28 protein-coding genes are annotated in these 23,618 nt (G+C 59.1%); 16 read left to right on the top strand and 12 right to left on the bottom strand.

Features of this window, described 5'->3' with window-relative positions:
* Positions 1-2 precede the first annotated feature (2 nt).
* From Q0899_RS01250 to Q0899_RS01260, 3 genes are read left to right on the top strand one after another with little or no spacing between them, the layout of a single operon-like run.
* Entirely contained in the window at positions 3-347 is a 345-nt protein-coding gene (locus tag Q0899_RS01250) for a helix-turn-helix domain-containing protein (protein WP_298292502.1), read from the top strand.
* Positions 347-1,096, top strand: coding sequence for a sulfite exporter TauE/SafE family protein (locus Q0899_RS01255; RefSeq protein WP_299190870.1), 750 nt, complete (start codon positions 347-349; stop codon positions 1,094-1,096). The genes Q0899_RS01250 and Q0899_RS01255 overlap by 1 nt, the downstream gene beginning before the upstream one ends.
* A 4-nt stretch (positions 1,097-1,100) precedes the next feature.
* Complete coding sequence (locus tag Q0899_RS01260) at positions 1,101-1,454, top strand: Mth938-like domain-containing protein (RefSeq protein WP_298292498.1); 354 nt, start codon at positions 1,101-1,103, stop codon at positions 1,452-1,454.
* Here the strand turns inward: Q0899_RS01260 and Q0899_RS01265 are convergent.
* The 5 genes from Q0899_RS01265 to Q0899_RS01285 are packed head-to-tail and all read right to left on the bottom strand — an operon-like array spanning position 1,341 to position 5,957.
* Positions 1,341-2,174 (bottom strand): DUF1194 domain-containing protein, encoded by an 834-nt coding sequence (locus Q0899_RS01265; RefSeq protein ID WP_299190872.1) that lies wholly within the window; start codon positions 2,172-2,174, stop codon positions 1,341-1,343. The two genes, Q0899_RS01260 and Q0899_RS01265, sit on opposite strands and share 114 nt — an antisense overlap.
* The gene (locus Q0899_RS01270; protein WP_298292492.1) at positions 2,141-2,575 is read right to left on the bottom strand and encodes a VOC family protein; all 435 of its coding nucleotides are present in this window, start codon (positions 2,573-2,575) and stop codon (positions 2,141-2,143) included. Before Q0899_RS01270 ends, Q0899_RS01265 begins: the two co-directional genes overlap by 34 nt.
* Positions 2,576-2,607: 32 nt before the next feature.
* Positions 2,608-3,546 carry a DUF817 domain-containing protein gene (locus Q0899_RS01275; protein WP_298358882.1) on the bottom strand — a complete coding sequence of 313 codons (939 nt, stop codon included), beginning with the start codon at positions 3,544-3,546 and terminating at the stop codon, positions 2,608-2,610.
* Positions 3,547-3,595: 49 nt separating this feature from the next.
* The gene (locus Q0899_RS01280; RefSeq protein WP_298358879.1) at positions 3,596-4,960 is read right to left on the bottom strand and encodes a surface lipoprotein assembly modifier; all 1,365 of its coding nucleotides are present in this window, start codon (positions 4,958-4,960) and stop codon (positions 3,596-3,598) included.
* A 28-nt stretch (positions 4,961-4,988) separates the two neighbouring features.
* Positions 4,989-5,957, bottom strand: coding sequence for a hypothetical protein (locus tag Q0899_RS01285; protein WP_298292487.1), 969 nt, complete (start codon positions 5,955-5,957; stop codon positions 4,989-4,991).
* 246 nt (positions 5,958-6,203) lie between these two features.
* On the opposite strand from Q0899_RS01285, the gene thyX reads away from it, so the two are divergent.
* On the top strand, positions 6,204-7,112 hold the full coding sequence (gene thyX / locus Q0899_RS01290) for an FAD-dependent thymidylate synthase (RefSeq protein WP_299190875.1): 909 nt from the start codon (positions 6,204-6,206) through the stop codon (positions 7,110-7,112).
* A complete protein-coding gene (locus Q0899_RS01295; protein ID WP_299190877.1) occupies positions 7,105-8,529 on the top strand; it encodes a hypothetical protein in 1,425 nt (474 codons plus the stop codon). The genes thyX and Q0899_RS01295 overlap by 8 nt, the downstream gene beginning before the upstream one ends.
* Before the next feature lie 368 nt (positions 8,530-8,897).
* On the opposite strand, the gene Q0899_RS01300 is transcribed toward Q0899_RS01295, so the two are convergent.
* From Q0899_RS01300 to Q0899_RS01310, 3 genes are all read right to left on the bottom strand, one after another.
* Positions 8,898-9,152, bottom strand: coding sequence for a hypothetical protein (locus Q0899_RS01300; RefSeq protein ID WP_299190880.1), 255 nt, complete (start codon positions 9,150-9,152; stop codon positions 8,898-8,900).
* Positions 9,153-9,222: 70 nt separating this feature from the next.
* Positions 9,223-9,516, bottom strand: coding sequence for a hypothetical protein (locus Q0899_RS01305; protein ID WP_299190882.1), 294 nt, complete (start codon positions 9,514-9,516; stop codon positions 9,223-9,225).
* Positions 9,517-9,712: 196 nt separating this feature from the next.
* On the bottom strand, positions 9,713-9,922 hold the full coding sequence (locus Q0899_RS01310; protein ID WP_298292475.1) for a cold-shock protein: 210 nt from the start codon (positions 9,920-9,922) through the stop codon (positions 9,713-9,715).
* Positions 9,923-10,143: 221 nt separating this feature from the next.
* Between Q0899_RS01310 and Q0899_RS01315 the strand changes: the two genes are divergently transcribed.
* Positions 10,144-10,464 (top strand): ArsC/Spx/MgsR family protein, encoded by a 321-nt coding sequence (locus tag Q0899_RS01315; RefSeq protein WP_299190885.1) that lies wholly within the window; start codon positions 10,144-10,146, stop codon positions 10,462-10,464.
* On the opposite strand, the gene thrS is transcribed toward Q0899_RS01315, so the two are convergent.
* Complete coding sequence (thrS, locus tag Q0899_RS01320) at positions 10,465-12,411, bottom strand: threonine--tRNA ligase (protein ID WP_299190887.1); 1,947 nt, start codon at positions 12,409-12,411, stop codon at positions 10,465-10,467.
* 234 nt (positions 12,412-12,645) lie between these two features.
* On the opposite strand from thrS, the gene Q0899_RS01325 reads away from it, so the two are divergent.
* Positions 12,646-12,852 carry a hypothetical protein gene (locus tag Q0899_RS01325; protein WP_298292469.1) on the top strand — a complete coding sequence of 69 codons (207 nt, stop codon included), beginning with the start codon at positions 12,646-12,648 and terminating at the stop codon, positions 12,850-12,852.
* A gap of 63 nt (positions 12,853-12,915) precedes the next feature.
* On the opposite strand, the gene Q0899_RS01330 is transcribed toward Q0899_RS01325, so the two are convergent.
* Both Q0899_RS01330 and Q0899_RS01335 read right to left on the bottom strand, forming a co-directional pair.
* The gene (locus Q0899_RS01330; RefSeq protein WP_299190888.1) at positions 12,916-13,347 is read right to left on the bottom strand and encodes an MAPEG family protein; all 432 of its coding nucleotides are present in this window, start codon (positions 13,345-13,347) and stop codon (positions 12,916-12,918) included.
* Position 13,348: 1 nt separating this feature from the next.
* Positions 13,349-14,092, bottom strand: a complete 744-nt coding sequence (locus tag Q0899_RS01335; RefSeq protein WP_298292465.1) for a helix-turn-helix domain-containing protein — start codon at positions 14,090-14,092, stop codon at positions 13,349-13,351.
* A gap of 131 nt (positions 14,093-14,223) precedes the next feature.
* On the opposite strand from Q0899_RS01335, the gene Q0899_RS01340 reads away from it, so the two are divergent.
* The 7 genes from Q0899_RS01340 to Q0899_RS01370 all read left to right on the top strand — a co-directional run bounded on the left by Q0899_RS01340 (position 14,224) and on the right by Q0899_RS01370 (position 19,704).
* Entirely contained in the window at positions 14,224-14,967 is a 744-nt protein-coding gene (locus Q0899_RS01340; RefSeq protein ID WP_299190889.1) for an alpha/beta hydrolase, read from the top strand.
* Positions 14,964-15,956, top strand: a complete 993-nt coding sequence (locus Q0899_RS01345; RefSeq protein ID WP_299190890.1) for an alpha/beta fold hydrolase — start codon at positions 14,964-14,966, stop codon at positions 15,954-15,956. The genes Q0899_RS01340 and Q0899_RS01345 overlap by 4 nt, the downstream gene beginning before the upstream one ends.
* The gene (locus Q0899_RS01350) at positions 15,953-16,390 is read left to right on the top strand and encodes a VOC family protein (RefSeq protein ID WP_299190891.1); all 438 of its coding nucleotides are present in this window, start codon (positions 15,953-15,955) and stop codon (positions 16,388-16,390) included. The genes Q0899_RS01345 and Q0899_RS01350 overlap by 4 nt, the downstream gene beginning before the upstream one ends.
* A gap of 17 nt (positions 16,391-16,407) precedes the next feature.
* On the top strand, positions 16,408-17,052 hold the full coding sequence (locus Q0899_RS01355) for a hypothetical protein (protein ID WP_299195169.1): 645 nt from the start codon (positions 16,408-16,410) through the stop codon (positions 17,050-17,052).
* Entirely contained in the window at positions 17,053-17,814 is a 762-nt protein-coding gene (locus Q0899_RS01360; RefSeq protein WP_298292456.1) for an SDR family oxidoreductase, read from the top strand. It abuts the gene before it with no gap.
* Between the two features lie 67 nt (positions 17,815-17,881).
* On the top strand, positions 17,882-19,012 hold the full coding sequence (locus Q0899_RS01365) for a cobalamin-independent methionine synthase II family protein (protein ID WP_299190892.1): 1,131 nt from the start codon (positions 17,882-17,884) through the stop codon (positions 19,010-19,012).
* A complete protein-coding gene (locus tag Q0899_RS01370; RefSeq protein ID WP_298292452.1) occupies positions 19,009-19,704 on the top strand; it encodes an alpha/beta hydrolase in 696 nt (231 codons plus the stop codon). Before Q0899_RS01365 ends, Q0899_RS01370 begins: the two co-directional genes overlap by 4 nt.
* Here Q0899_RS01370 and phaZ read toward each other — a convergent pair.
* Positions 19,701-21,008, bottom strand: coding sequence for a polyhydroxyalkanoate depolymerase (phaZ, locus tag Q0899_RS01375; RefSeq protein ID WP_298292450.1), 1,308 nt, complete (start codon positions 21,006-21,008; stop codon positions 19,701-19,703). The two genes, Q0899_RS01370 and phaZ, sit on opposite strands and share 4 nt — an antisense overlap.
* A gap of 130 nt (positions 21,009-21,138) precedes the next feature.
* Here phaZ and phaC point away from each other — a divergent pair, with 130 nt between their 5' ends.
* Positions 21,139-22,950 (top strand): class I poly(R)-hydroxyalkanoic acid synthase, encoded by a 1,812-nt coding sequence (gene phaC / locus Q0899_RS01380; protein ID WP_299190893.1) that lies wholly within the window; start codon positions 21,139-21,141, stop codon positions 22,948-22,950.
* A gap of 141 nt (positions 22,951-23,091) precedes the next feature.
* Positions 23,092-23,538, top strand: a complete 447-nt coding sequence (locus tag Q0899_RS01385) for a phasin, PhaP (RefSeq protein WP_298292446.1) — start codon at positions 23,092-23,094, stop codon at positions 23,536-23,538.
* The last annotated feature ends 80 nt before the right edge of the window (positions 23,539-23,618 follow it).

The following is a 23,618-nucleotide window of genomic DNA, read 5'->3' on the forward strand; positions in this document are numbered from 1 at the left end:
TAATGACCGACGCCGCTGATCAGAAATTGCTCCATTGCCCGGCGCTCAGCGCGACAAAGGTGATCTCTGGCAAATGGAAAACGCGAGCCTTGTGGTTGCTGCGGGATCGCGCATTTCATTTTGGGGAACTGCGCCGGACTTTGCCCGGCGTATCCGCGAAGGTCTTGGCCGCGCAGATGCAAGAACTTGAAGCCGCCGGGCTGATTTCACGTCAGGAGGAGGAGCGCGACGGCGTAACCTTCGCTCTCTATGACTATACCGATTACGGCCGCTCACTGATCCCGGTGCTGGACGCGTTGGGGGATTGGGGCTTGCAGCACGACGCGAGAGCCGCCACAGAAAATTGATGGACTTACTTTCTGACCTTATGTCGACGCCGGGTCTGCCGGTGCTCATCCTTGCTGCGTTTGTGGCTGGCATGGTACGCGGGTTTTCGGGCTTCGGCACCGCGATGGTTTTTCTGCCCGCAGCGGGTCAGGTGGTGTCACCCATCTGGGCGCTGACCATCATGGGGATCATGGACATGATAGGCCCGCTCCCCAACGTGCCGCGCGCGCTGCGCGACGGGCATCCGCGTGATGTGGTCCGGTTGGCGGTCGGGTTGATTGTCGCGCTGCCGATTGGCATCTCGTTGCTGTCGCTTATGGCGCCAGATGTCTACCGCTACGCGGTCTCCACCATCTCGCTCATCCTGCTGGTGGCCCTGATTGCCGGGCTGCGCTATCGCGGCAGGCTCAGCAAGCCGCTGATCTACGGGACAGGCGCCATCGGCGGCTTTCTGACCGGCAGTACGGGTCTCGCCGGACCGCCGGTGATCATGCTCTATATGGCGTCCACCCACGCGGCCTCTGTCATCCGGGCGAACCTGATGCTCTATCTGCTCTGCGCGGATGCGCTGATGGTGGTGCTGTTCGCGTTCTGGGGGCTGATCACCCTGACCCCTGTTTTGCTGGGATTGCTTGTCGCGGTGCCTTACCTGCTGGCAAATATGGTCGGAGCCGCTATTTTCAATCCTGACAAAGAGAAGCTCTACCGCTGGGTGGCCTACGCGATCATCGCGACCTCCGCTATTATGGGCTTCCCAATCTGGGACTGACGCTATGAAGATAACCGAAATCGACTACGAGGCCGCCAAACCCATCGACAGCTACGGCGACGGGTTCTTCCGGGTGGATGGCAAGGTGCATGAAGGGCCGATGCTGATCCTGCCCGACGCGGTGCATAAGTGGGGCGGCTATGACGACACCGCCGCTATCCTCGCCAATGCGGACAAGATCGACGTGTTGTTCGTGGGCACGGGGGCTGAGATCGCGCATGTACCCGCCAGTTTGCGCGATGTGCTAGAGGCCGCCGGCATAGGCGTCGAACAGATGGGCACGCCTGCCGCGTGTCGCACCTACAATGTGCTCCTCAGTGAAGGCCGCCGCATCGGCGCGGCGCTGCTGCCGGTCTAGATCGCCAATCATCAGGCTTTCCGTCTCCCGCAGCAGCTTCTTGGTCATGGCGCGCTCAAAATCGTCGAACCCCAGCGCCACCTCGATGAAGGCGTCCGGCCCCTTGATGATGCGTTTGCGGTAGTAGGCCGACAGCTCCATCAAATCCATTTGCCGCTCGTCGCGCCCCACGGTCAGGTCCAGCGCGATCACCAGCCCGTTTATGTCGCGCCCAACCAGCCGGTCGCGCATGAACTCGGGGGCAGGGCCGTCATTGTTGGTGCCGTCGCCCGACAAATCCAGCGTGTAGCGCCAGCAGTCCGGTCGCTTCTGGAACAGCCGCTCCGCAAACAGCATCGCGCCGCCAATGCCGGTGGAGTTGATGCCGCTGCGCCGCTCGGTCGCCCGCAGGGTTGCCGCGACGCCGTTGATCGCGGCCGCGCTGTCGAGCGCCACCCAGTCCACCAAAAGCCGCTGGTTGAACCGCCCCGCCCATTCAAACGCGGCCACCCAGATGGGCGCGTCAGGGAATTGCAGCAGCTGGCCCTGCACTTCGTCCGAGGTCAGTGCGGCGGCCAGCCCGTCCAGCTGCAGCCGGTATTCGACCTGATCGACCGAGCCGGAGACATCCATCCCCAAGGCAAGCGCCAGCCTGCATTGTGCCTGCGCTGCGCCGGTCAGAAGGCACAGCGCAAGCAGCGCCGCCCTTACCAATGCCCGGTGTTTTCCATGGACGCCCAAGGCTCCTGCGCCGGCAGGCTGTCGCCCATCTGCAATAGCTCGATCGAGATGTTGTCGGGCGAGCGGACAAACGCCATATGGCCGTCACGAGGTGGGCGGTTGATCACCACGCCCGCGTCCATCAGGGATTGGCACATTTCGTAGATGTTCTCGACCCGGTAGGCCAAATGCCCGAAATGCCGCCCATCGCTGGGCAGCCCCTCGTCGCCGTCCCAGTTATAGGTCAGCTCCACATCGGCGCGACCGTCGGCCTGATCCGGCGGGCATAGGAACACCAGCGTGAACCGTCCACCTTCATGGTCGGTGCGCCGCCGCTCCACCAGCCCCAACATCTTGTAAAACGCGATCGAGGCGTCGAGGTCTTTGACCCGAACCATGGTGTGGAGATATTCAACTTTCATGGGGCTGTTCCTTCTGTGTGAGAATTGAAAACTTAGCGCGGGGCCGGGGCTACGCCAGCGTCCCGGCCGATAATGTCGTCGCGGTCATTGGGGGTGATCACATGATGGATCAGCGCCGACCGGCTGACCAGCGTGACGGTGGTGAACGCCACGAATTGCAGCAGGTACCACGACCCCATCTTGGCCCAGTTGACGGTCTGAAACTGCTGCTGGCCCGCGTATAGCCAGGTGGCCGTCAGGGTGGAGCCGATATATTCCGCCACCCACAGCACGAAGGCGCAGGCCAAAGCGGCCAGGGGCAGCGGCAACCAGCGCGCCTTCTTGCCCGCAAAGAACCACACCCGGGTGCGCCCGAACAGCAGGATCGAGGCCGCAAACAGCGGGACCCTTATGTCGGGCAGATCAAAGATCATCCCGTTGGTGTAGGGGATCTCGAACACCAGTTGGTGCGAGAAGAAGTTGATGTAGCACAGCGCGCCGAAGGCAAATGTCATCCACAAGGGCGGGTAGGGCGCGAATTTCATGTCGAAAATCCGCGTCGCCCGGGCCACGTAGGACCCGACAGAGGCGTACATGAACCCCGAAAACAACGGCACGCCGTAGATCATCATGTAGCCCGCCTCGGGGTAGGACCAGCTGCCATGGGAGACCTTGAACCACTCCATCACCGTGCCGGTGACATGGAAAATCAGGATGACGCGGGCCTCCTCCCAGCTTTCCAGCTTTGACCAGATCATCAGGATTTGCGTCACCACGGCAAAGATCACCAGCGCGTCGTAGCGGGTCAGCGCCCAGTCGGGTTGCCATATGGCTTTCGAGATCACGATGGCGGCCAGTATCAGCAGCCCAAACAGCGCGGCCCAGGCTTGTTTGGCGAAGAACATGATGGTTTCGGCCATCCAGCCGGGCAGGCGGGCGCGCAGGCCGTCGCCCAGCCGCCGTTCCAATGCCCGTGTGCCCCAATCTGCCATGGCCGCACATTGGCGCGCAGGGCGTCGGGGTGCAACGCGAATCCGTGCCTCAGAAGGAGGAGCGCAGCCCGAAGCTGAGGCCCAGCTGTTGGGTTTCGTTCAGAGCGACGTTGGACCGGTTGCGCGATGCGCTCAGCGTCGCGGTCGGGGAGAACCCGAAATAGTCAAGGTCGTTGAAGGTGATGGTGGCATTCGCCGACAAGCGGGTATCGCGTCTGGGGCTAGGCGCCAAAATCGTCCGACGGTCGTATTCGCTCAGCTTCGCGGCGAGTGATAGCTCCAGGAAGGACTTGCCAAAAACCGGCTTGCCCAAACGGTACCCGACGCCAATTTCAGCCGACTGATGGGCAATGGCCGCAGAGGCAGAGCTGACGTCCGAAACGGCGCCATTGAAGCTGATCGAGTTGCCGTTTTCCAACCCCATCAAGTACACCGCATTCGCATTCCAGGTGGTGGAAGACCGAAAGGCGCTGTCCTGCCGCCATTGCCGCTTCACCCCGCCACCAAAGCGCAGCTGCGCGCGCTTTCCGACGGTGATGGTCCGGTCGACCTTCGCTTCTGCAAACCGTGCAAGCGCGTCCCCGCCATACCAGTTCTGGCCCAGTTCCAGCCGGAACTGGGTGTAGGCCGGGCCGTCCTTGTCGTTGAGGCGACTGCTCACGCTGAATTGCAGTTCCTGAAAGGCGTAGTTGCTCGCTGACGCGTTTGGCGCAAGTGCCTTGGCCGACGAGGACAGGGAATAGCTGCTGGTGTCAAATCCCACGCCGAAGGTCAGGTTCTGGCGCTCCGACAACAAGAAAATGCGGCTCAGATCGCCGCCAAGGCGGTATTCCAACCCCGACAGGGCCTGCGCCTCGCCATCCAGCAGGAAAGACAATCCCCCCAAGGTGGCGCGGTCATTTGCTGAGCCGTTGTTGATGTTGGATGAGGGGCTGATGGAAAAGCGCAGATTGGCGCGTACGGGGTTGGTGGCGCGCACGTATTTGAAGTCGCGGGCGGCGCGGGCTTTGAAACCCTCATTCGGCGCATGTTGCGCGGCGCGCCTGAGCCATAGCTGGGCCTGCAGGCGCTTGCCGTTCTGCGCGAGGGCCTGCGCCGTCACAATGGAAGATGAATACCGCTCAGCCGCCGTGTCAGAGGCCCGCCAGGCAGCTTTGGCCGCTTTCACACCGGCCGATATCCGGCCGGCTCCCACCTCGGCCTGGGCAAGGGCCAAAAGCGCCGCCTGGTCGTCCGGGTCGCCTTGCAGAATGGTGCGCGACAGGGCCGCGGCCTCGTCGTATTTGCCTGCGGCCACCAGTTTAAAGGCGAGGAAGCGCGCTTCCTTGATGCTGACCTGGGTTTGGGCGTCCGGCGCTGTGGCCAATATGGTCAGCACGGCGGCGGCACCCAAAGCTTTTTTCAAAAGGCGCATCAGGCGTACCTTCGCCTCAAGGGCTGTCTTAGGGGTTTTGTACAGCGACGAAACCGCCAACCTCGCGCCCCGTCACTGCAGATACGCCACCACCGGGGACGACGAAGTTCGGGTCAATGTTGGACAGATCGCCCTCAACGACGATGTAGCCTACGATCTCGCCGCCATTCGGCCCGGAGAACATGCCGACATAGCTGCCGGACTGGGCGTTCGCGCCGGTCGTCGTGTTGATCGTTCTGGTTGTCCCGCCGGTTGTGGTGGCTGTGGCTTGGTTGATATCCGTGATCACCAGCTCGATCGGGGCCAGGGCTCCCGGAATTGGATTGCCGTTTTCGTCAAATAGCTGGCGGCCGGTGATGAAGCCACGAAATGCGCCGGTCAGGTCAAAGTCCTGCAGGTCGACGGTGATATTGGCCGTCCCGGTTGTCAGCTGAATGGCGTTGTTGGGGCCGGCAGTCTGGCGGATCACGCGCACGCCGTTATAGGCCCCGGTATAAGTGTAGGCGGCGGGGCGGGTGGCCGGCAGCCCGCTTGAGGGGCGGCTAATGTAGGCGCCGCCATAGCCGAAGCCCTGGTAGACATCCGTGGCCACTACGCCCGCAAGCGCGCCCGTGCCCGACGGTGATTGTACGATCACGGCCAGGTAGGGGTCGCCGCCGGCGGCGGCATTGTCAAACACTTGCCCGCTGGGCAGGATCACACCGGCGCGCGGTTGGTAGCTGCCGCCCTGGGAGCTGACATTGTCAAACGGAAGGTTGTTGATGGTGATGGAGTTGCCGGCCGCCGTCGCCCCGGGGGTGAAGGTGAACTGGTTCGCCGTCAGCAGGTTGGCGGGGTCAAACAGGAAGGCGGTGTTGTTGGACTGGGTGTTCGGGTCGGCGCCAGGGGTGGTGACCACGCCGTCATCCGACGAGCCGCCGGTGATCGGGTTGGAGCCGCCGCCGCCGCAGGCGGCCAGGAAGCTGATGGATAGAATGCCGAAAATGCGTGCGTACATAGCTGAAATCTCTGCTGCCCCGTTTTGCGGTAAACTCCGCGCTCCTCACGCGAAAGTCAACGGCGGGTGGGGGCGGGGCGGGCGCTAATTTGGCCATGTTGCCGATTGGTCGCCGCCGGTCGTGCCTTTGGGGCGGGCGTGGCAATCTCTTGGGGATAACCGCACACATTATCTTGATATGCGCCGCGCTATGTCGTCTAAATGTGGCCTCAGCAGTTCGCACAATCCGCAAAAGAGGCCCCCGCAATGCCCATTTCCGCCGACCAGCAGCAAGAAATCGACGCGCAGCGTGCGCAGAGCAATCAGACCATGCGCGCCACCGTGCCGGGGATGGAGGCGCATCTCTACACCGCCCATGAGGTGCTTGATCACGGGTTCATCCGGGTGATCGACTATATGGGCGATGATGCCGCCATCTGTCAGGCCGCCCGCGTCAGCTATGGGCGCGGCACCAAGTCAGTGCAGAACGACACCGGGCTGATCCGCTACCTGATGCGGCACTGGCATTCCACGCCGTTCGAGATGTGCGAGATCAAGCTGCATGTGAAGCTGCCCGTCTTCGTGGCGCGGCAATGGATCCGGCACCGCACCGCCAACGTCAACGAATACTCCGCCCGCTATTCGATCCTGGACCGGGAATTCTACATCCCCGCGCCCGAACACATCAACGCGCAGTCGGTGGTCAACAATCAGGGCCGGGGTCAGGCGCTGCAGGGGGAGGAGGCCGCCCGCGTCCTCGAAATCCTCAAAGCCGATTCAACGCGCTGCTACGACAATTACGAATCCATGATCTCGGATGAAGGGCAAGACGGTCTCGCCCGTGAACTGGCCCGCATGAACCTGCCCGCGAATATTTACACGCAATGGTATTGGAAGGTGGACCTGCACAACCTGTTCCATTTCCTGCGGCTGCGGGCAGACAAACACGCGCAATATGAAATCAGGGTGTACGCCGACGCGATGTGCAAGGTCGTCGCCGACTGGGTCCCCGCCGCCTACGGCGCGTTCGAGGATTACCGTCTGGGAGGCGCGCAGCTGTCCGGCCGCGCCCTGGACTGCGTCCGCCGCATGCTGGCCGGCGAGGAAGTCACGCAGGAGAATTCGGGCATGTCGAAGGGGGAATGGCGGGAGTTTGAGGGGGTTATTGGTGGGTAATGAGCTAACGTCCCAGACTGCACCAGAAACCTTTGTTCTAGAACTGACACGACATGCTGATGGCAGTCAGACAATAAGTATTACTGTCGATGTTGAGCAAGGAAACGAGGGTAGTACAGACGGGGATGCTGATGACCAAGACGAATCTTCGAAAGACGGTTCTGGCGTACCACCAAGTAAAAAAGCTCCAAAACGGCCCAAGCTCCCTATTGAAGCGCGCCTCAATAGGCTTTCTTCGCACTGGGTTACTACCTCAATTGCATTTTTTCAAGTTGTCCCGAAGTTGGCCGACCAGAACTTCAAATTTGCTGGCGATGAGCTAGCAAATCGGATGCGAGCATACGCAGAAGAAGTGTCTTCGTCAGTGACCGAAATATCTGACGATGAGACAGCTATTTCGGAATTTGTTATTCCAATTGATGAACTTCCAATTGTCGCGAACAAGATTGGCAAATCTACTCAAGTAATTCAGGCCGCAGATGCAATGAACCGCTCGACGCTAGGCGCTCTAGTGTCTGAATACGAGGCATTCCTAGCTAGCCTGCTTCGGCTAGTGAGTGAACTAAGGCCAGAAGCATTTATCACAGATGCCGACACGATATCAGTGGGCGATCTGGAAAGATTTGAAAGCCTTGAGGATGTCAAATCAGAGTTAGTTGTGAGCAAGATCGACGATCTACTCCATTCGAAAAGTCATATCCAAGTATTGGATTGGATTTCAGAAAAATTCAAAGTCAACTTAACTTCAAACTCCAAGCTTATTTCTGACTTTACTGAGATATGCCAGCGTCGGCACCTGCTTACTCATGCTGGTGGGATTGTGAATAAAAGATATCTGAGGATTTGTACCGAAAGCGGATGCGATCCAGAGGAATTACCAAATCTAGGTGACAAAGTAAAAATAGACCGAAAGTACATTCGTAGGGCTACCGCCCGGGTGTTTCAGGTCGGCTTTTTCTCGTTACACATCATTTGGCAGAAGTTATTGCCCGCGGATTTGGACAATTCGTGTGGGCAAATTTTGACTTCTAGTCATGACTTCCTTGAAAATGATCTGACCAAGATGTGCAGGCGGTTGGCTGATTTCGTTCTAGCTTCAAAAACAAAGCCAAAGGATCAGATATCCGCATATATGGTGATAAACAAGGCGCTTGGGTATCTCTTTGATCAAGCACTTGAAGAATCTAAGAAAAGCCAACTTATTCAAGAAACACTTGCAAGTAGAGACTGGAGCGTGAAGTCGCCAACCATTGAATTGGCCTTAGCATGCGTGAAGCAGGAATTTGATGATATTGAAAAACTTGCTGAAGCTGCCGCGCTAGATGGTGTCGACTATTATGATGCTAACACATGGGCAGTTTTTCGTGAGGTAAGGGAGAAGCCAGAGTTTCTAAATAAGTTTAAACGCAGGAAGTAGTAGGTCGGACAATTCTGCTCGCCTTTCCCACCTCAACCCCTGGGGCTCCGCCCGTTGGCGGCTGAAACGATCCCCGGATCGTTTCCAAGACGCCGCCAACCCCATTAACCATACCACCACCGCGCGTTTGTAAATTGGTAACCACTGCGCAATAACGTGTTTATACATCCGAAGTCACAAGCTTCACCAAAAATGACCCCAGCGTGCGGCTACACGCTGGGGTCTCTCTTTTTCGGCTAACCGCCTAGAAGAGACGGTAGGCGGCAATCATTCTACCTTGTCATCCCCGCGAAGGCGGGGACCTCGCGGTACGGAGCGCCTCATTTCATCGGGGTCCCCGCTTTCGCGGGGATGACAGGCGCAACATGTCACCGGCCCTTCAACTCCGCCACCAGCTCTGCATTCTCCGCCTCCCATGCCCGCAGCTTCAGGTAGGCGACCGTGTTCTGCTCCGGCGTCAGCACTGATCCGGGAACGCGCAGGTGCGGCTCGTCGGCGAACAGCCGTTTGGCCTGTTGGTAGGTCTCGTTGCAGGCAAAGCGTTGCGGCTGGGTCAGCACCCCCACCGCAGCATCCGCCGCGCAGGCGTAGTAGATGGTCAGCAAAGTGACGAGTTCGGGCATCGGGTCTCCGGTTTTTGGCGACCTCAGACTAAAGGCGTCGCGCCGCAACCCGTCATCAAATCCGCGCGAGCTATTCGCCGCCGCGCGAGCGGTACGTTTCCTCGAAATACAGGATCGAATGGAAGGGGATGACGATGTCCGTGTGGGTCCGGTAGCCGCTGGATTTGCGCAGGCGCACGAAATCCGTCCCGACCTCCCGCACCGACCCGCTGATCGTCAGGGGCGCCGCGTTGGTGCGCCCCGGCGTATCCGCGCGCAGGAAGAATTTGTAGCTGAGCGTCTGGCTGCCCACCCTGATTTCTCCCATCAGCGCGTGGCTGATCGACATCAAGTTGGCGGTCATCATCTTGGTTGCTTTGGCCATAATGCGGCTCCCTCTGGACAAAAATGCAGGTCTAAATGTCTTCAGAGTGCCACAGCGCCCGCGTTTTGCAAACGGGCGCGATCATCTATACGCAATCTATAGGTTTGCTCCGCGCTTTCTACACTCCCGTCGCAGGCACAAAAAAAACGGCCCGCGTGATGCAGGCCGTCCCAAATAGTGTCGCCTTTTGAAAGACTTAGTCCAGCGCGACCAGATCGCCCGCGGACTGACGCCCGTCGCGGCCTTCGATCATTTCATACTGGATTTTCTGATCGTCGCGCAGCCCGGTCATCCCGGCGCGCTCAACGGCAGAAATATGAACGAACACGTCCTTGCCCCCATCATCTGGTGCAATAAAGCCGAAGCCTTTGGTCGTGTTGAACCATTTTACGGTGCCAGTGGCCATTTCCGTTTCTCCTTCTAGTCCCGCCCAGGGCATCCGGCGGTGTGGTGCCTTTTCAGTCTTACTTGAGGCATCTGCGGTGAGGAAGAAGGCCATTACGTAAAGTCTGTGTCACAGTTGCAGAGTTAGGTCGTTCATGTAAAATTTCAACGACAACGGGGTAATGACACGCCATAGGCGGGAACCCGCCGAAGTTGACCTTAGGGAAATTAGGAGCTTTTTGCGTGAAATTATACGGCATCAAAGCCTGCGACACCTGCCGTAAGGCGTTGAAAACACTACAAGCCGCAGGCAGGGACGTCACATTTGTTGATGTGCGGGACACCCCGCTGAGCGCCGAAAAGCTGGCCGAATTCCATGATGCGCTGGGCGATGACATGTTAAACACCCGCTCAACCACTTGGCGCGGGCTGACGGATGCCGACCGCGCGCGCGCGCCGCGGGACTTGATGGCCGAACACCCCACCTTGATGAAGCGCCCGGTGATTGAGGCCGACAGGCTCTATCTCGGCTGGAAGAAGGACGTACAAGACGCCCTTCTTTAGTCAGCGCAGGTCAGGCGGTGTCACCTCGGCCGACAGTGCGCCAATCACATCGGAAACGGCCTCAACTTTGGTGTGCTTCTCCCCAAGTCGGCGGACAGTCACCGTTTGATCTTCAACTTCCTTCTTGCCCACTGCGAGAATGACCGGGACCTTGCCGACAGAGTGTTCCCGAACCTTGTAGTTGATCTTCTCGTTGCGGGTGTCCGCTTCCGCGCGGATGCCTGCGGCTTTCAGTTGGGCGACCGTCTGCATCACGTAGTCATCCGCATCTGACACGATGGAGGCCACCACGACCTGCCGCGGGGCCAGCCACATCGGCAGCTTGCCGGAATGCTCTTCGATCAGGATGCCGATGAACCGTTCAAACGAGCCCAGCGTCGCGCGGTGCAACATGACCGGGCGGTGCTTGTTCCCGTCCTCGCCAATGTAATTCGCGTCCAGCCGCTCGGGCAGCACGAAATCCACTTGGTGGGTGCCGCATTGCCAGTCGCGGCCGATGGCGTCGGTCAGCACGAATTCCAGCTTGGGGCCGTAAAACGCGCCTTCGCCGGGGTTCATCTCCGGCTCAATGCCTGCCGCCCGTGTGGCCGACAGCAGCGCGGCCTCGGCCTTGTCCCAAACCGCGTCAGAGCCGGCGCGGGTGTCTGGCCGGTCAGAGAACTTCACCCGGAAGTTCTCAAACCCAAGGTCGCGGTAGATGGACGACAAAAACTCAATGTAGACGGCGGTTTCGGACTCGATCTGGTCCTCGCGGCAGAAGATATGCCCATCATCTTGGGTGAACCCGCGCACCCGCATGATACCATGCAGGGCGCCCGATGGCTCATACCGCGCGCAGGACCCAAACTCCGCCATGCGCAGCGGCAGGTCGCGGTAGGATTTCAGCCCTTGGTTATACACCTGCACATGGCAGGGGCAGTTCATCGGCTTCAGCGCGTTCACGGCCTTTTCGCGGGCGTGATCCTCGTCCACTTCGACGATGAACATGTTTTCCTGGTACTTCTCCCAATGGCCGGAGGCCTCCCAAAGACGGCGATCCACCACTTGGGGGGTATTCACCTCGACATACCCACCGGCCCGCTGTTTGCGGCGCATGAAGTCCTGCAACTCGGTGTAGATGGTCCAACCGTTCGGGTGCCAAAACACCTGGCCGGGGGCTTCTTCCTGCATGTGGTACAGGTCCATCTCGCGGCCCAGTTTGCGGTGGTCGCGTTTCTCGGCTTCTTCGAGGAAGTGCAGGTATTCCTTCAGCTTTTCCTTGTTCTGGAAGGCGACGCCGTAGATGCGTTGCAACATGGCGCGGTCAGAATCGCCGCGCCAATAGGCCCCGGCAACGCTCATCAGTTTGAACGCGTCAGCGGGCACCTGACCAGTGTGCTGCAAGTGCGGCCCGCGACACAGGTCCTGCCACTCGCCATGCCAATACATGCGCAACGGCTCGTCGCCGGGGATGCTTTCAATCAACTCAACCTTGTATGGCTCGCCATTGTCTTCATAAAACTTAACGGCACGCGCACGGTCCCAGATCTCGGTCCGCACGGGGTCGCGCAGGTTGATGATCTCTTTCATCTTCTTCTCGATCGCGCCCAGGTCTTCCGGGGTGAATGGCTCGGCGCGGTCAAAGTCGTAATACCAACCATTGTCGATCACCGGGCCGATGGTCACCTTCACATCCGGCCAAATCGCCTGCACGGCGCGCGCCATGATATGCGCGAGGTCGTGGCGGATCAGCTCAAGGGCAGGGGCCTCGTCCTTCATGGTGTTGATAGCGATGCTTGCATCCGCTTCAATCGGCCATTGCAGGTCGTGATGCTGGCCGTTGACTGTTGCGGAAATCGCCTTCTTGGCCAGCGAAGACGCAATTGACGCCGCCACCTCGGCAGGGGTCACACCTGCGTCAAATTCGCGCGCATTGCCATCGGGGAAAGTAAGGGAAATTTGGGCCATCTAAGGGCTCCTCGTCGGTTTGGCGCCTACTAAACGCCCGGTTGCGGGTTATTTTCAGGGGCTTAGTGAAACGTCAGCCCAACTCAGTCAAGAGGTTGATTTTGGTATGCAGTTGCATGCCTCAAAAGCGACAAAAAATTTGTTGTTTACGACGCGAGGGCGGCGTGCTTAAGAGATGTGAGGACCAAAATGACGCCTATCGGAAACTTTTGAGACCAAGACCTAGAGGTACCTATGCCAGCCTACAACAAGACCTTCGACTTGACCCCAGATGATCTTGATCTGATCGAAAGCGCCCTGCGTGAAAAGCAGCGCAAGCTGTCTGCCAGTGGGACCGGGGAGCCTTGCGAGACCATGCGCGGGACGCATGAGTTGCTGGGCCGCTTGCACAATCAGAAAAATTTCTACCGCCCCAAGGCGCAAGCTTACGTCAGCGGGTAAAGTCCCTCGTAGCCCATGGGAAAACTGGTTTAGCGGCGGCCCGGACAGGCCGCCGCTGTTCGTTTAGGCCATGCGTCCAACGAAAACCTGGCTGGCCAAAACAAGGACGCACACCCACCCCAGGGTGAAGATGATGGGACGGGCGGGGAATTTGGTCAGCCCGGTGATGTAGCCCACAGCGTGCGCCACCCGCAGCCAGAAAAACGCGATGCAGGTCCAATAGGTCACCGCGTTAAAGCCGCCCACGCGGTCGAGCAGCAGCACAATCACCGCGAAGGGGACGAATTGTTCCAGCAGGTTCATATGCGCGCGGTAGGCGCGTTGCACCCAAGGCCGGTGCAGCCGCCAGTTGGGCGGCAGGATGAACCCGTCCGGCGCGTCGTCCGGCAGGGTGCCCTCGGGTGCCGTGTTCACGCCGATGATGTAGGGCATCCAAAGCGTTGCCAGCAGGATCGAAAGGCAGGTGAGAATGCCAAGCTCGGTTGGGAACTCCATACTAGCCTCCATATCCGAATTTTGCCGGTTGGCCGGTTTCGAGGAAGGTTTTCAGGCCTGCAAACATCCGGCTCCACCCTTCCGCAACGCCTTGCTGGCCTTCGGGGATGTCGTAATGTTCCACTGCAAGCATGCAGAAGTCGCCCTGCGGCGCGATCAGGTAGTCGTAGCGGGACTTGGCCATGTCTGGCCCTTCCCATTTCGGCTCAAACGTCGACGAGATCAGGGTTTTGGGCTCTTGATGGGTTTCCGTGCAGATCAGCATGACCCCGGCCGGGGTGTGATAGGTCACCGTGTTGCCCTCGCGGGTGATGCGGTCGGCCATGAAATGGTAATGCGCCTGCTTCTCGGGGTCGGTCAGGGCGTCCCACAACGCGTCCTGGGTGCAGCGGATGTAGGTTTCCATGCGGAAATCGGGTTTGTCGGTCATTTTGGCAGCTCCTTCTAGCTGTTGCTTCAAATCCAGGATGCCTTGCGCCACGGGTTTGGCCAGCAGCGGCTCAATCCAGCGGTCTATGACCTCCTGAAGGGGGAGGGCGTTCAGGTAGTGATGTTTGAACCGCCCCACTTTCTTGGTCGTGATCAGCTTCGCCTCTTCCAACACCGCCAGATGCTTCATGACGCCAAACCGGGTCATGTCGAACTGGGGCTCCAGGTCGCTGAGCGTCTGGCCGTCCCGCTTGCGCAGGCTGTCCAATATCTCGCGTCTGGCGGCGTCGTTCAGGGCTTTGAAAATCGCGTCCATGGAATCGCTTATAGGTGATTGAATAGTCACGTGACAAGTGAGTCACGTATTGAGCACGCCGACGCCACGTTGCGGTTTCCTTTGTTCCGGCGCTGGCATAGCCTGCCCACAAGACAGACGGAGAACGCCATATGCCTCAGTATTTGCAGACAAAAACCGGGAGAAAGATCGCCTATCACCATCATGACGGGCACGGTCCCGGGCTGGTGTTTTTGGGTGGTTTCAAATCTGACATGGAGGGCACCAAGGCCATTCATTTGGAAGATTGGGCGCGAAAACAGGACCGCGCGTTCCTGCGATTCGACTATTCCGGCCATGGTCAATCCTCTGAGGACTTCACCGACGGCTGCATCGGCGACTGGGCCGATGACGCCCAAGCCGCGATCTCAGACCTCACTGACGGGCCACAAATCCTCGTCGGCTCCTCGATGGGGGGCTGGATTTCGTTGCTCATGGCCAAGCGCATCCCGGAAAAGATAGCGGCCTTGGTCACGATCGCCGCCGCCCCGGATTTTACCGAGGACAGCATGTGGGCGGGCTTCTCCGATGCGCAAAAGGCTGAACTCAACGCGGGGCAAGTGGCGCTGCCATCAGATTATGGCGAGCCCTACATCATCACCAAGAAGCTGATCGAGGAAGGCCGCACCCAACTGGTGCTCCGCGATCCGCTCCTACTGCCATTCCCTGTCAGGATGTTGCAGGGCACCGACGACGCGGATGTGGACATGTCGGTCGCATTGCGGCTCATTGACCATGCGGATGGCGACGATATGCGGCTGGTGGTTCTCAAGGGCGGGGATCACCGCTTCTCCGACCCGGTGGCGCTTAAACTGGTGGAAGACGCAATTCGCAACGTGATCGAGGTGACGGGATGAGAGCTTTCGGAAAATGGCTGGGCCGGGTCTTTCTGGGGCTCGTGATCGCAATTGTGGCGATCTGGTTCCTGTGGCCGCGCGAACCTGTCGACACTGAAATCGCGTTTGACCCCCGCATTCTGCCAGAAAATCTCGATGTCTATCTGGCCAAGGAAGAAGGTCGTTTCGACGATATCACCGAAGGCGTCGAGAAACGGATCATCTGGGCGGGGGAGCCGGGCGCACAAACCGATATCGCCATCGTCAACATCCACGGCTATTCCGCCACGTCTGAGGAGATCCGGCCCGTCCCCGACGACGTGGCCAAGGCGCTTGGCGCGAACCTGTTCTATGGCCGGCTAAAGGGCCATGGCCGCGAAAGTTTTGGTGGCATCGCCATGGCTGAGCCCGTCGCGGGCGACTGGCTGGAAGACGCAGCGGAGGCGCTGGCCATTGGTCGCCGCATCGGCAAGGAAGTCGTGGTCATCACCACCTCCACTGGCGGAACCATTGCGGCGATCGCAGCCACGGACCCAGAGCTTGCCGAGGCCGTCAAAGGCATCGTCTTCGTCTCCCCCAATTTCCGGATCAAGAACCCCACCGCCACCATTCTCGAATGGCCCCTGGCACGCACCATCAGCACTTTGGTTGCGGGGGCGGAGCGTAGCTTCGCGCCAATGAATGACGACCATCAGAAGTACTGGACCACCATCTACCCGACGACTGCGCTGATCCCGATGGCGGCCATTGTGAAACACGCCCGCGACGCGGATTATTCGAATGTCACCACGCCCGGGCTGTTTATCTTCTCCGATGACGACGCGGTCGTGGACGCCGAAACCACCCGTGCGATCACCACCAAATGGGGCGGCCCGGTCACGCTGGAACCGCGCGTCATGGGCGAGGGGGACGACCCGTTCAACCACGTCATCGCGGGCGACATTCTCAGCCCGTCGCAAAACGCGGAAACTGTCGATATTATAACCACTTGGATCAAGGAGCTCCCATGAAATTCGAACAACGCGTCAGCCTAATTACCCTCGGTGTTGCAGACATGGAAAAGTCAGCGACCTTTTACGAGGGCATCGGCTGGAGCCGCGTGGAAAGTCCGGACGGGGTCATCGCATTTGACCTCATTGGCCAGACCTTGGGCCTCTACCCACAATCCGGCCTCGAAGAAGAACTCGGGTTGGAAAAGGGAACCCTGTCAGGTCGCGCGGCCGTATCGCTTGGCCACAACGTCCGCGAAAAGGAACATGTCGCCCAGTTGCTCGCCTTGGTCGAACCTGCAGGCGGCAAAGTCCTCAAGCCCGCGCAAGACGTCTTCTGGGGCGGCCATCACGGCTATTTTGAGGACCTTGATGGCCATATCTGGGAGGTCGCCCACAACCCGTTCTCGCCGCTGCGCGAAGACGGCGCGTTTCGCTGGAACGGCTACGCGTAATGCGCAAACCTGCCTCCATGTGGTCGCTTGAAACATTGGGGCGGGTCAGGTTGTCGAAATACTTCTTCATGCGCGAATTTCTGTACTCGGAAATTTCCAACTTTCATGAACATGCCAATATCCCCGAAAATCCCGATCTTGCCATTGAGGTTGGCCGCGCTTTTTGCACCGAACTGCTCGACCCGCTGCACGAAACCTTCGGCTGCGTCACGGTTCGGTCGGGCTACCGCTCCCCGTCGCTCAACACTTATGGCAATGAAAACAAGCTGAATTGCGCGCGCAATGACTACCCGGGCGAATGCCATATCTGGGATCGCGGGGAGGGTGACCAACGCATAGGCGGGGCGTCCATCGTCATCCCATGGTTCGCCGATCAATACGCGCAAGGACGCGATTGGCGCGATCTGGCCTATTGGATTCACGACCACATCCCATATTCGGAACAATGGTACTTTCCAAAACTTGCCGCCTTCAACCTGACATGGGAGCCGCGTCCCCGCCGCACCATCTCCAGCTACATCGCCCCGCGCGGCAAGCTGTTGGCGGCAGGTGCAGAACCTGAAGAAACGCTCAGACAACGCCAAAGCCGCTACGCCGACTTTCCGCCCTTCAAAGGCGTCAAACAACCCGCTATCCCTGACGAATGGACAGGAGATAGCTAAATGACATTGCCCAAAACCCCCTCATTCCGCTTGAGCGGTAAGCGCGCGCTGGTCACCGGCGGGTCGCGCGGCATTGGCCTTGGCTGCGCCGTGGCTTTGGCTGAGGCTGGCGCCCATGTCGTCATTGCTGCGCGCGGGGTGCCGGCGATTGACGCCGCGGTTCATGAAATTACGGCGGCCGGCCTGTCCGCATCCGGCGTCGAGCTGGACGTCACCGATCTGAGCGCGGTCAAAGCGGTTTTCGCAGATCAAGGCCCGTTCGATATCCTGTGCAACTCCGCCGGTCTGGCCCGCCATTCCAAAGCCACCGACACGGACCCGGATGATTACGACGCGGTGATGAACATCAACGTCAAAGCCGCCTACTTTCTCGCACAACAGGCCGCGATCTCGATGAAGGGGCAGGGCGGCGGCTCCATCATCCAGATCTCTAGCCAGATGGGCCATGTCGGCGGGCAGGAACGCGCGGTCTATTGCGGAACCAAACACGCGATCGAGGGCATCAACAAAGCCATGGCGATCGAGTTCGGCCCCGACAACATCCGCGTCAACTCCATCTGCCCCACCTTCATCCTGACCCCGCTGACCGAGGCGACTTTCGCTGATCCGGCCAAACGCGCGTGGATTGATGAGAAGATCAAACTGCCCCGCGTGGGCCAGGTCGAAGACATCATGGGCGCGGTTGCCTATCTGGCCTCCGACGCCTCCAGCCTTGTGACCGGCACCTCAATCCTTGTCGATGGCGGCTGGACAGCTGGCTAACGCGGGCGGATAGGGGTTTTCCCGTTCTCCTTTTCGTGGTGAAACTACCGCAACGAGGGAGTTCACAATGACCATCAAAACCACCCACACCGGCAGCCTGCCACGCACCCAAGAGGTCGTGGACATGATTTTTGCCCGCGAAAACGGCGAAAGCTATGACCAATCGGCCTTTGACGCGGTCATGACCAAGGCCTGCGCCGATACGGTGAAGAAGCAGGCCGAAGTGGGCGTGGGCATCGTCAGCGACGGCGAGACCTCCAAGATCAGCTACGCCACCTACGTCAAAGACCGCTACACGGGCTTCTCAGGCGACAGTCCGCGCAACGCGCCGGGTGATCTCAAGCTGTTCCCGTCCTTCCTCAAGCGCCTGGCCGACGATGGCGGTACACCGCAATACGCGCGGCCCATGTGCACGGGGGAGGTGAAATCCAAAGGCCAGGACGATCTGCAGGCTGACATTTCGAACCTCAAAGCGGGTATGGCCGCCAACGGCATCGAAGAAGGTTTCATGAACGCGGCCTCCCCGGGCGTCATCTCGCTGTTTCTGCAAAACGATTTCTACGCAACGCGTGAGGAATATCTGGCCGCTCTGGCGGACGCTATGGCCGAGGAGTATCGCACCATCGTCGACGCGGGCCTTTACCTGCAGCTCGACTGCCCTGACCTCGCCTTGTCGCGCCACATGCTGTTCCAGGACCTCAGCGACGACGAATTCCTCAAGATCGCCGCCACCCATGTGGAGGCCCTGAACCACGCGCTGACAGGCATCGACCCGACCCGCGTCCGCGTGCATATCTGCTGGGGCAATTACGAGGGCCCGCATGTTTGCGACATCGACATGGCCAAGGTGTTCGGCACGCTGATGAGCGTGAATGCCTCGCAGCTATTGTTTGAGACTTCCAACCCGCGCCACGCGCACGAATGGACGGTCTTCCGCGACCGCGCGTCCGAGATCCCGGAAGAAAAAATATTGGTCCCCGGCGTCGTGGATACGACCACAAACTTCGTTGAACACCCCGAAGTGGTGGCCCAGCGGCTTGACCGTTTCGTACCTTTCATGGGGACGGATCGCGTGATTGCAGGCTCAGATTGTGGTTTTGGAACATTTGCGGGTTTTGGGGCCGTTGATCCCGATATTGCCTACGCCAAGCTGAGCTCGCTGGTCGAAGGCACCCAAATCGCGAACCAACGCGCATGAAGGAACCGCTGGTCTTGCTGCCCGGCATGATGTGCGACGCCCGCTTGTTCGGGCCGCAGATCATGGCGTTTGGGTCGGAACGCGCAATCCACCTGCCACCCATCGGGCAACATGACCGGATCGAGAAGATGGCCGTCGATGTGCTGAATGGCGCGCCCGACACCTTCGCTTTGGCCGGGCTGTCCTTGGGCGGCATCGTCGCGATGGAGGTCGCCCGCATTGCGCCCGCGCGCGTGACGCGGCTTGCCCTCATGGACACCAATCCGCTGAAAGAAACCCCGCAAATCGCGGCCAATCGCGAGCCGCAGATCGCCCGTGTCATGGCGGGGCGCTTGCCCGAGGTGATGCGCGACGAGATGAAGCCAACCTATTTGGCGGACGGCCCGCAGCGCGAAGAGGTGCTGGAATTGGTGATGGCCATGGCCATGGATCAGGGGGAGGGGGTGTTTGTCCGCCAATCCCGCGCCCTTCAACGCCGGCTCGACCAGCAAAGCACGCTTGTAAAACTGACGCTGCCGACGCTGGTGCTGTGTGGGGAGGATGACACGCTCTGCCCCGTCAAACGCCACGAATTCATGGCCGAGCTGATCCAGACGGCGACGCTATCGGTCATCCCCAACGCGGGGCATTTGCCAACTTTGGAAAATCCGGACGCCACCACGCAAGCGATGCGCGACTGGCTCGCGCGTTAAATTGCAACGCGCCCGGTTTTGATCGGCGTCACGTTCGCTGGGTTCTTCGCCCGCTTGCGCGGCTTCGATTTGATCCCCGAATTGGCGTCGATGAAGTCCAGAACCAGCGGCCGGATATTGTTGCGCCAGCTTTTGCCCGCGAAAATCCCGTAATGCCCGGCGCCGTCTTCCAGATGGCTGGCCTTTTTGCTGTCGGGCAGCCCCGTCAGCATGTCCAAAGCCGCAACGCATTGACCCGGCGCGGAAATATCGTCGTTTGAGCCCTCTACGGTCTTCACCGCGACAGAGGTGATTTTGCCGATATCAACGGTTTTGCCGCCGACAACAAATTCGTTTTTCGCGATCTCGCCGTTTTTGAAGATGCGTTCCACGGTCGACAGGTAGAATTCCGCCGTCATGTCCATCACGGCCAGATACTCGTCGTAGAACTTGTTGTGGCGGTCGTGATCTGCGGCCTCACCTTTGGACACGCGCAGGATTTGTTCAAAGAAGGCGCGGCCATGGGTTTCGGCGTTCATCGACATGAAGGACTGCAGCTGCAGCAGGCCGGGATACACCATACGGCCTACGCCATTGTATTTGAACCCAACCCGCTGAATGGCCATTTCTTCCAGCTGGCCCATGGTCACGCGGCGGCCAAAATCGGTCACATCGGTGGCGGCGGCGTCCGGGTCAATCGGCCCGCCGATCAGCGTCAATGTGGACGGCTGCGCCGATGGGTCTTCCTCCGCCAGATAGGCGGTCGCGGCCAAGGCCAGCGGCGCAGGCTGACAGACGGCGATAACATGCGTGTCCGGTCCCATTTGCCGCATGAATTCAACGAGATACAGTGTGTAATCTTCAATGTCGAACTTGCCTTCGGACACCGGAATATCGCGCGCATTATGCCAGTCGGTCACATAGACCTCGGCGTCGGGCAGCAGCGACATGACGGTGGACCGCAGCAGGGTCGCATAGTGGCCGGACATGGGGGCGACAAGCAGGATCTTGCGGGGCTTCAAAGGTCGGTCGGTGACGTTGAACTTGATCAGATCGCCAAACGGGCGCTCAATGACGGTTTCAACTTCGATCAGGTGGTCGCGGCCGTCTTCGCCAACGACAGATGGGATGTTCCAATCGGGCTTTGCTACCATGCGGGCAAAGCTGCGTTCGGTGACCTGTCCCCATGCGTCCAGCATCTTGAACATCGGGTTCGGGGTCATGGCCATTGCCGGGTGCGCGCCGATCGCCTGAGCCGTCGCGCCGAGCCACTGATTGGTCAACCTCATGGACTCCATAAGGTCATATGTCGCCATGTACTTCACAGTGGCCTCCTTTCGCGGGTAACATACCCGCTATGTGCTAACTCGGCTTTTCACTGTGGCGGTGGAACGCTAACAGGGCCTCACACGTTATAATGCATCTGCAGCATCAAGATATGGTGGAACAATTTCGATGACAACCGAAACTGACCAAACGGAAGAGAAACTTTCTGCAGAGCGGCTAGAACGCCTCAACGCGAATATGACCCGTATAGACGAGTTGACTAAACGAATGGTTGCCGCGATGGGGCGGCGCAAACAGTCCGATCCGGGCCTGCAAGGACCGGGGCAGGACATGTACGTGAAGGCCGCCGCCGCCTATATGGCCGAAATGATGAGCAATCCGGCCAAAATGATCGAGCAACAGGTCGGGTACTGGGGCAAATCGCTCAAACACTATGCCGAGGCGCAGCAGCAGCTGGCCAATGGCAAACTGTCCCCACCCGAAGACACCGGCCCGTCCGACCCGCGCTTCAAGAACGAGCTGTGGGATTCAAATCCCTATTTCAACTTCATTAAGCAGCAATACCTGCATTCATCCGAGGCGATCACCCAAGCCATGGATGACCTGCCGCAGTTGGAAGGGGCAGACAAATCCCGCGTCTCCTTCTTTGCACGTCAAATCACCGAAATGCTGTCGCCCACGAACTTCTTGGCCACAAACCCCGATGCGTTGACCAAAGCGGTGGAAACCGATGGCGAAAGCCTCGTGCGTGGGCTTGAAAATCTGGTCCATGATATTGAACATAACGAGGGCGACCTGCTGGTCAGCCTCGCCGATGAAAAAGCCTTCAAGGTCGGTGAAAACATCGCCGCGACTGAGGGCTCCGTGGTCTACCGCAACCGCATGTTCGAGCTGATCCAGTACAAACCCTCCACCGATAAGGTGAAGGAAACGCCGCTGATCATCTTCCCGCCTTGGATCAACAAATTCTACATCATGGACCTCAAGCCCAAGAATTCGCTGATCAAATGGATCGTCGATCAGGGCTACACGCTGTTCATCGTCTCTTGGGTCAACCCGGACGAGACCTATCGCGACGTGGGCATCGACGATTACGTCGATGACGGCTACTTGACCGCGATCAACGAGGTCAAAAAGATCACCAAACAGGATCAGGTCAACGCGGTCGGCTACTGCATCGCGGGCACGACGCTGTCGATGGTGCTGTCCTTGATGGAAAAACGCGGCGACACGTCGATCAAATCCGCCACGCTTTTCACCACGCTGACTGATTTCGAGGATGCGGGCGAGATGACCGTCTTCCTCGACAACGATTTCGTCGACGGGATCGAACGTCAGGTGGCGGAACGCGGCTATCTGCACTCCTACTTCATGTCGCGCACCTTCTCATACCTGCGCGCAAATGACCTGATCTACGCGCCCGCCATCCGCAACTACATGATGGGGGAGGCACCGCCTGCCTTTGATCTGCTCTACTGGAACGGCGACAGTACCAATCTGGCCGGCCGTTTCGTGGTCGATTACCTGCGCCAGCTTTGTCAGGGCAACCAATTCGCCAAGGGCACAATGGAAATTCTGGGTGAAACAGTCAGCCTCGACACCGTGCAAACGCCGCTTTGCGCGGTTGCGTGCGAGACGGACCATATCGCGGCCTGGAAGGGCAGCTTTAACGGGGTCAAGCAGATGGGGTCGGAGGACAAGACTTTCATCGTGTCCCAATCGGGCCACGTCGCGGGCATCATCAACCCGCCCAGCAAGAAGAAATACGGCCACTATACGAACCCCAAAATCTCGGGCGAACCGGATGCGTGGATGGAAGCGGCGGACTTCAACGAAGGCTCGTGGTGGCCGCGTTGGGAAACGTGGCTTGAGTCGCGCTCTGGTGCCGAAATCAAGGCTAGAAAGCCCGGAATAAAATCGCATCCGGTCCTGGAAAAGGCGCCAGGAACCTATGTGTTGCCCAAGGAAGCCGCTGAATAATAAGCAAAATCTCCAATTGTAAAAGTTTTGCTGCGCTGCAGAATAAATACTTGAAATGCTGCAGTGCAGCACGTATATATTCTGCAGACGCAAACAGAACCCGGGGCCGCTGAACAGGTCCCTACATCGGAGACTAATACAATGGCTAAGACACAAGACTTCACAAAAGTATTCGCTGACATGACAGCAGCATTCCCAGTGGACATGACTGCTTACAACGAAGCAGTGAAAAACTCCGCAGCATTCGGCGAGAAATTCGCCAAAGTTGCTCTGGACGCCGCTGCGACCTCGACTGAGCTGTCCTCGAAATGGACAAAAGAAACACTGAACAAGATGTCCGGTGTTGCCAAAGCTCAAGCCGAGCCTGCTGACTACACAAAAGCAGTGACCGACTTCGCTTCCGCTCAAGCTGAATCTTCCGCCGAGCACATGGCTGCTTTCGCTGAAGTTGCGAAAAAAGTTCAAATGGAAACTGTTGAGCTGATGATGGCTGCTGGCAAAGACGCTTCGGAAGAAGCAACCGCTGCCGTCAAAAAAGCAACTGACGACCTGACAGCACAAGCCAAGAAAGCTGCAAAAGCAGCCTAAGGCTTACCTCTTACTGCGGTTCTGATCCTCCCAAGACGGACCGTACGTATCTGAAGGCGCATCCCTCGCGGGGTGCGCCT

It is taken from the genome of uncultured Litoreibacter sp. (assembly GCF_947501785.1).
Classification (GTDB): Bacteria; Pseudomonadota; Alphaproteobacteria; order Rhodobacterales; family Rhodobacteraceae; genus Litoreibacter.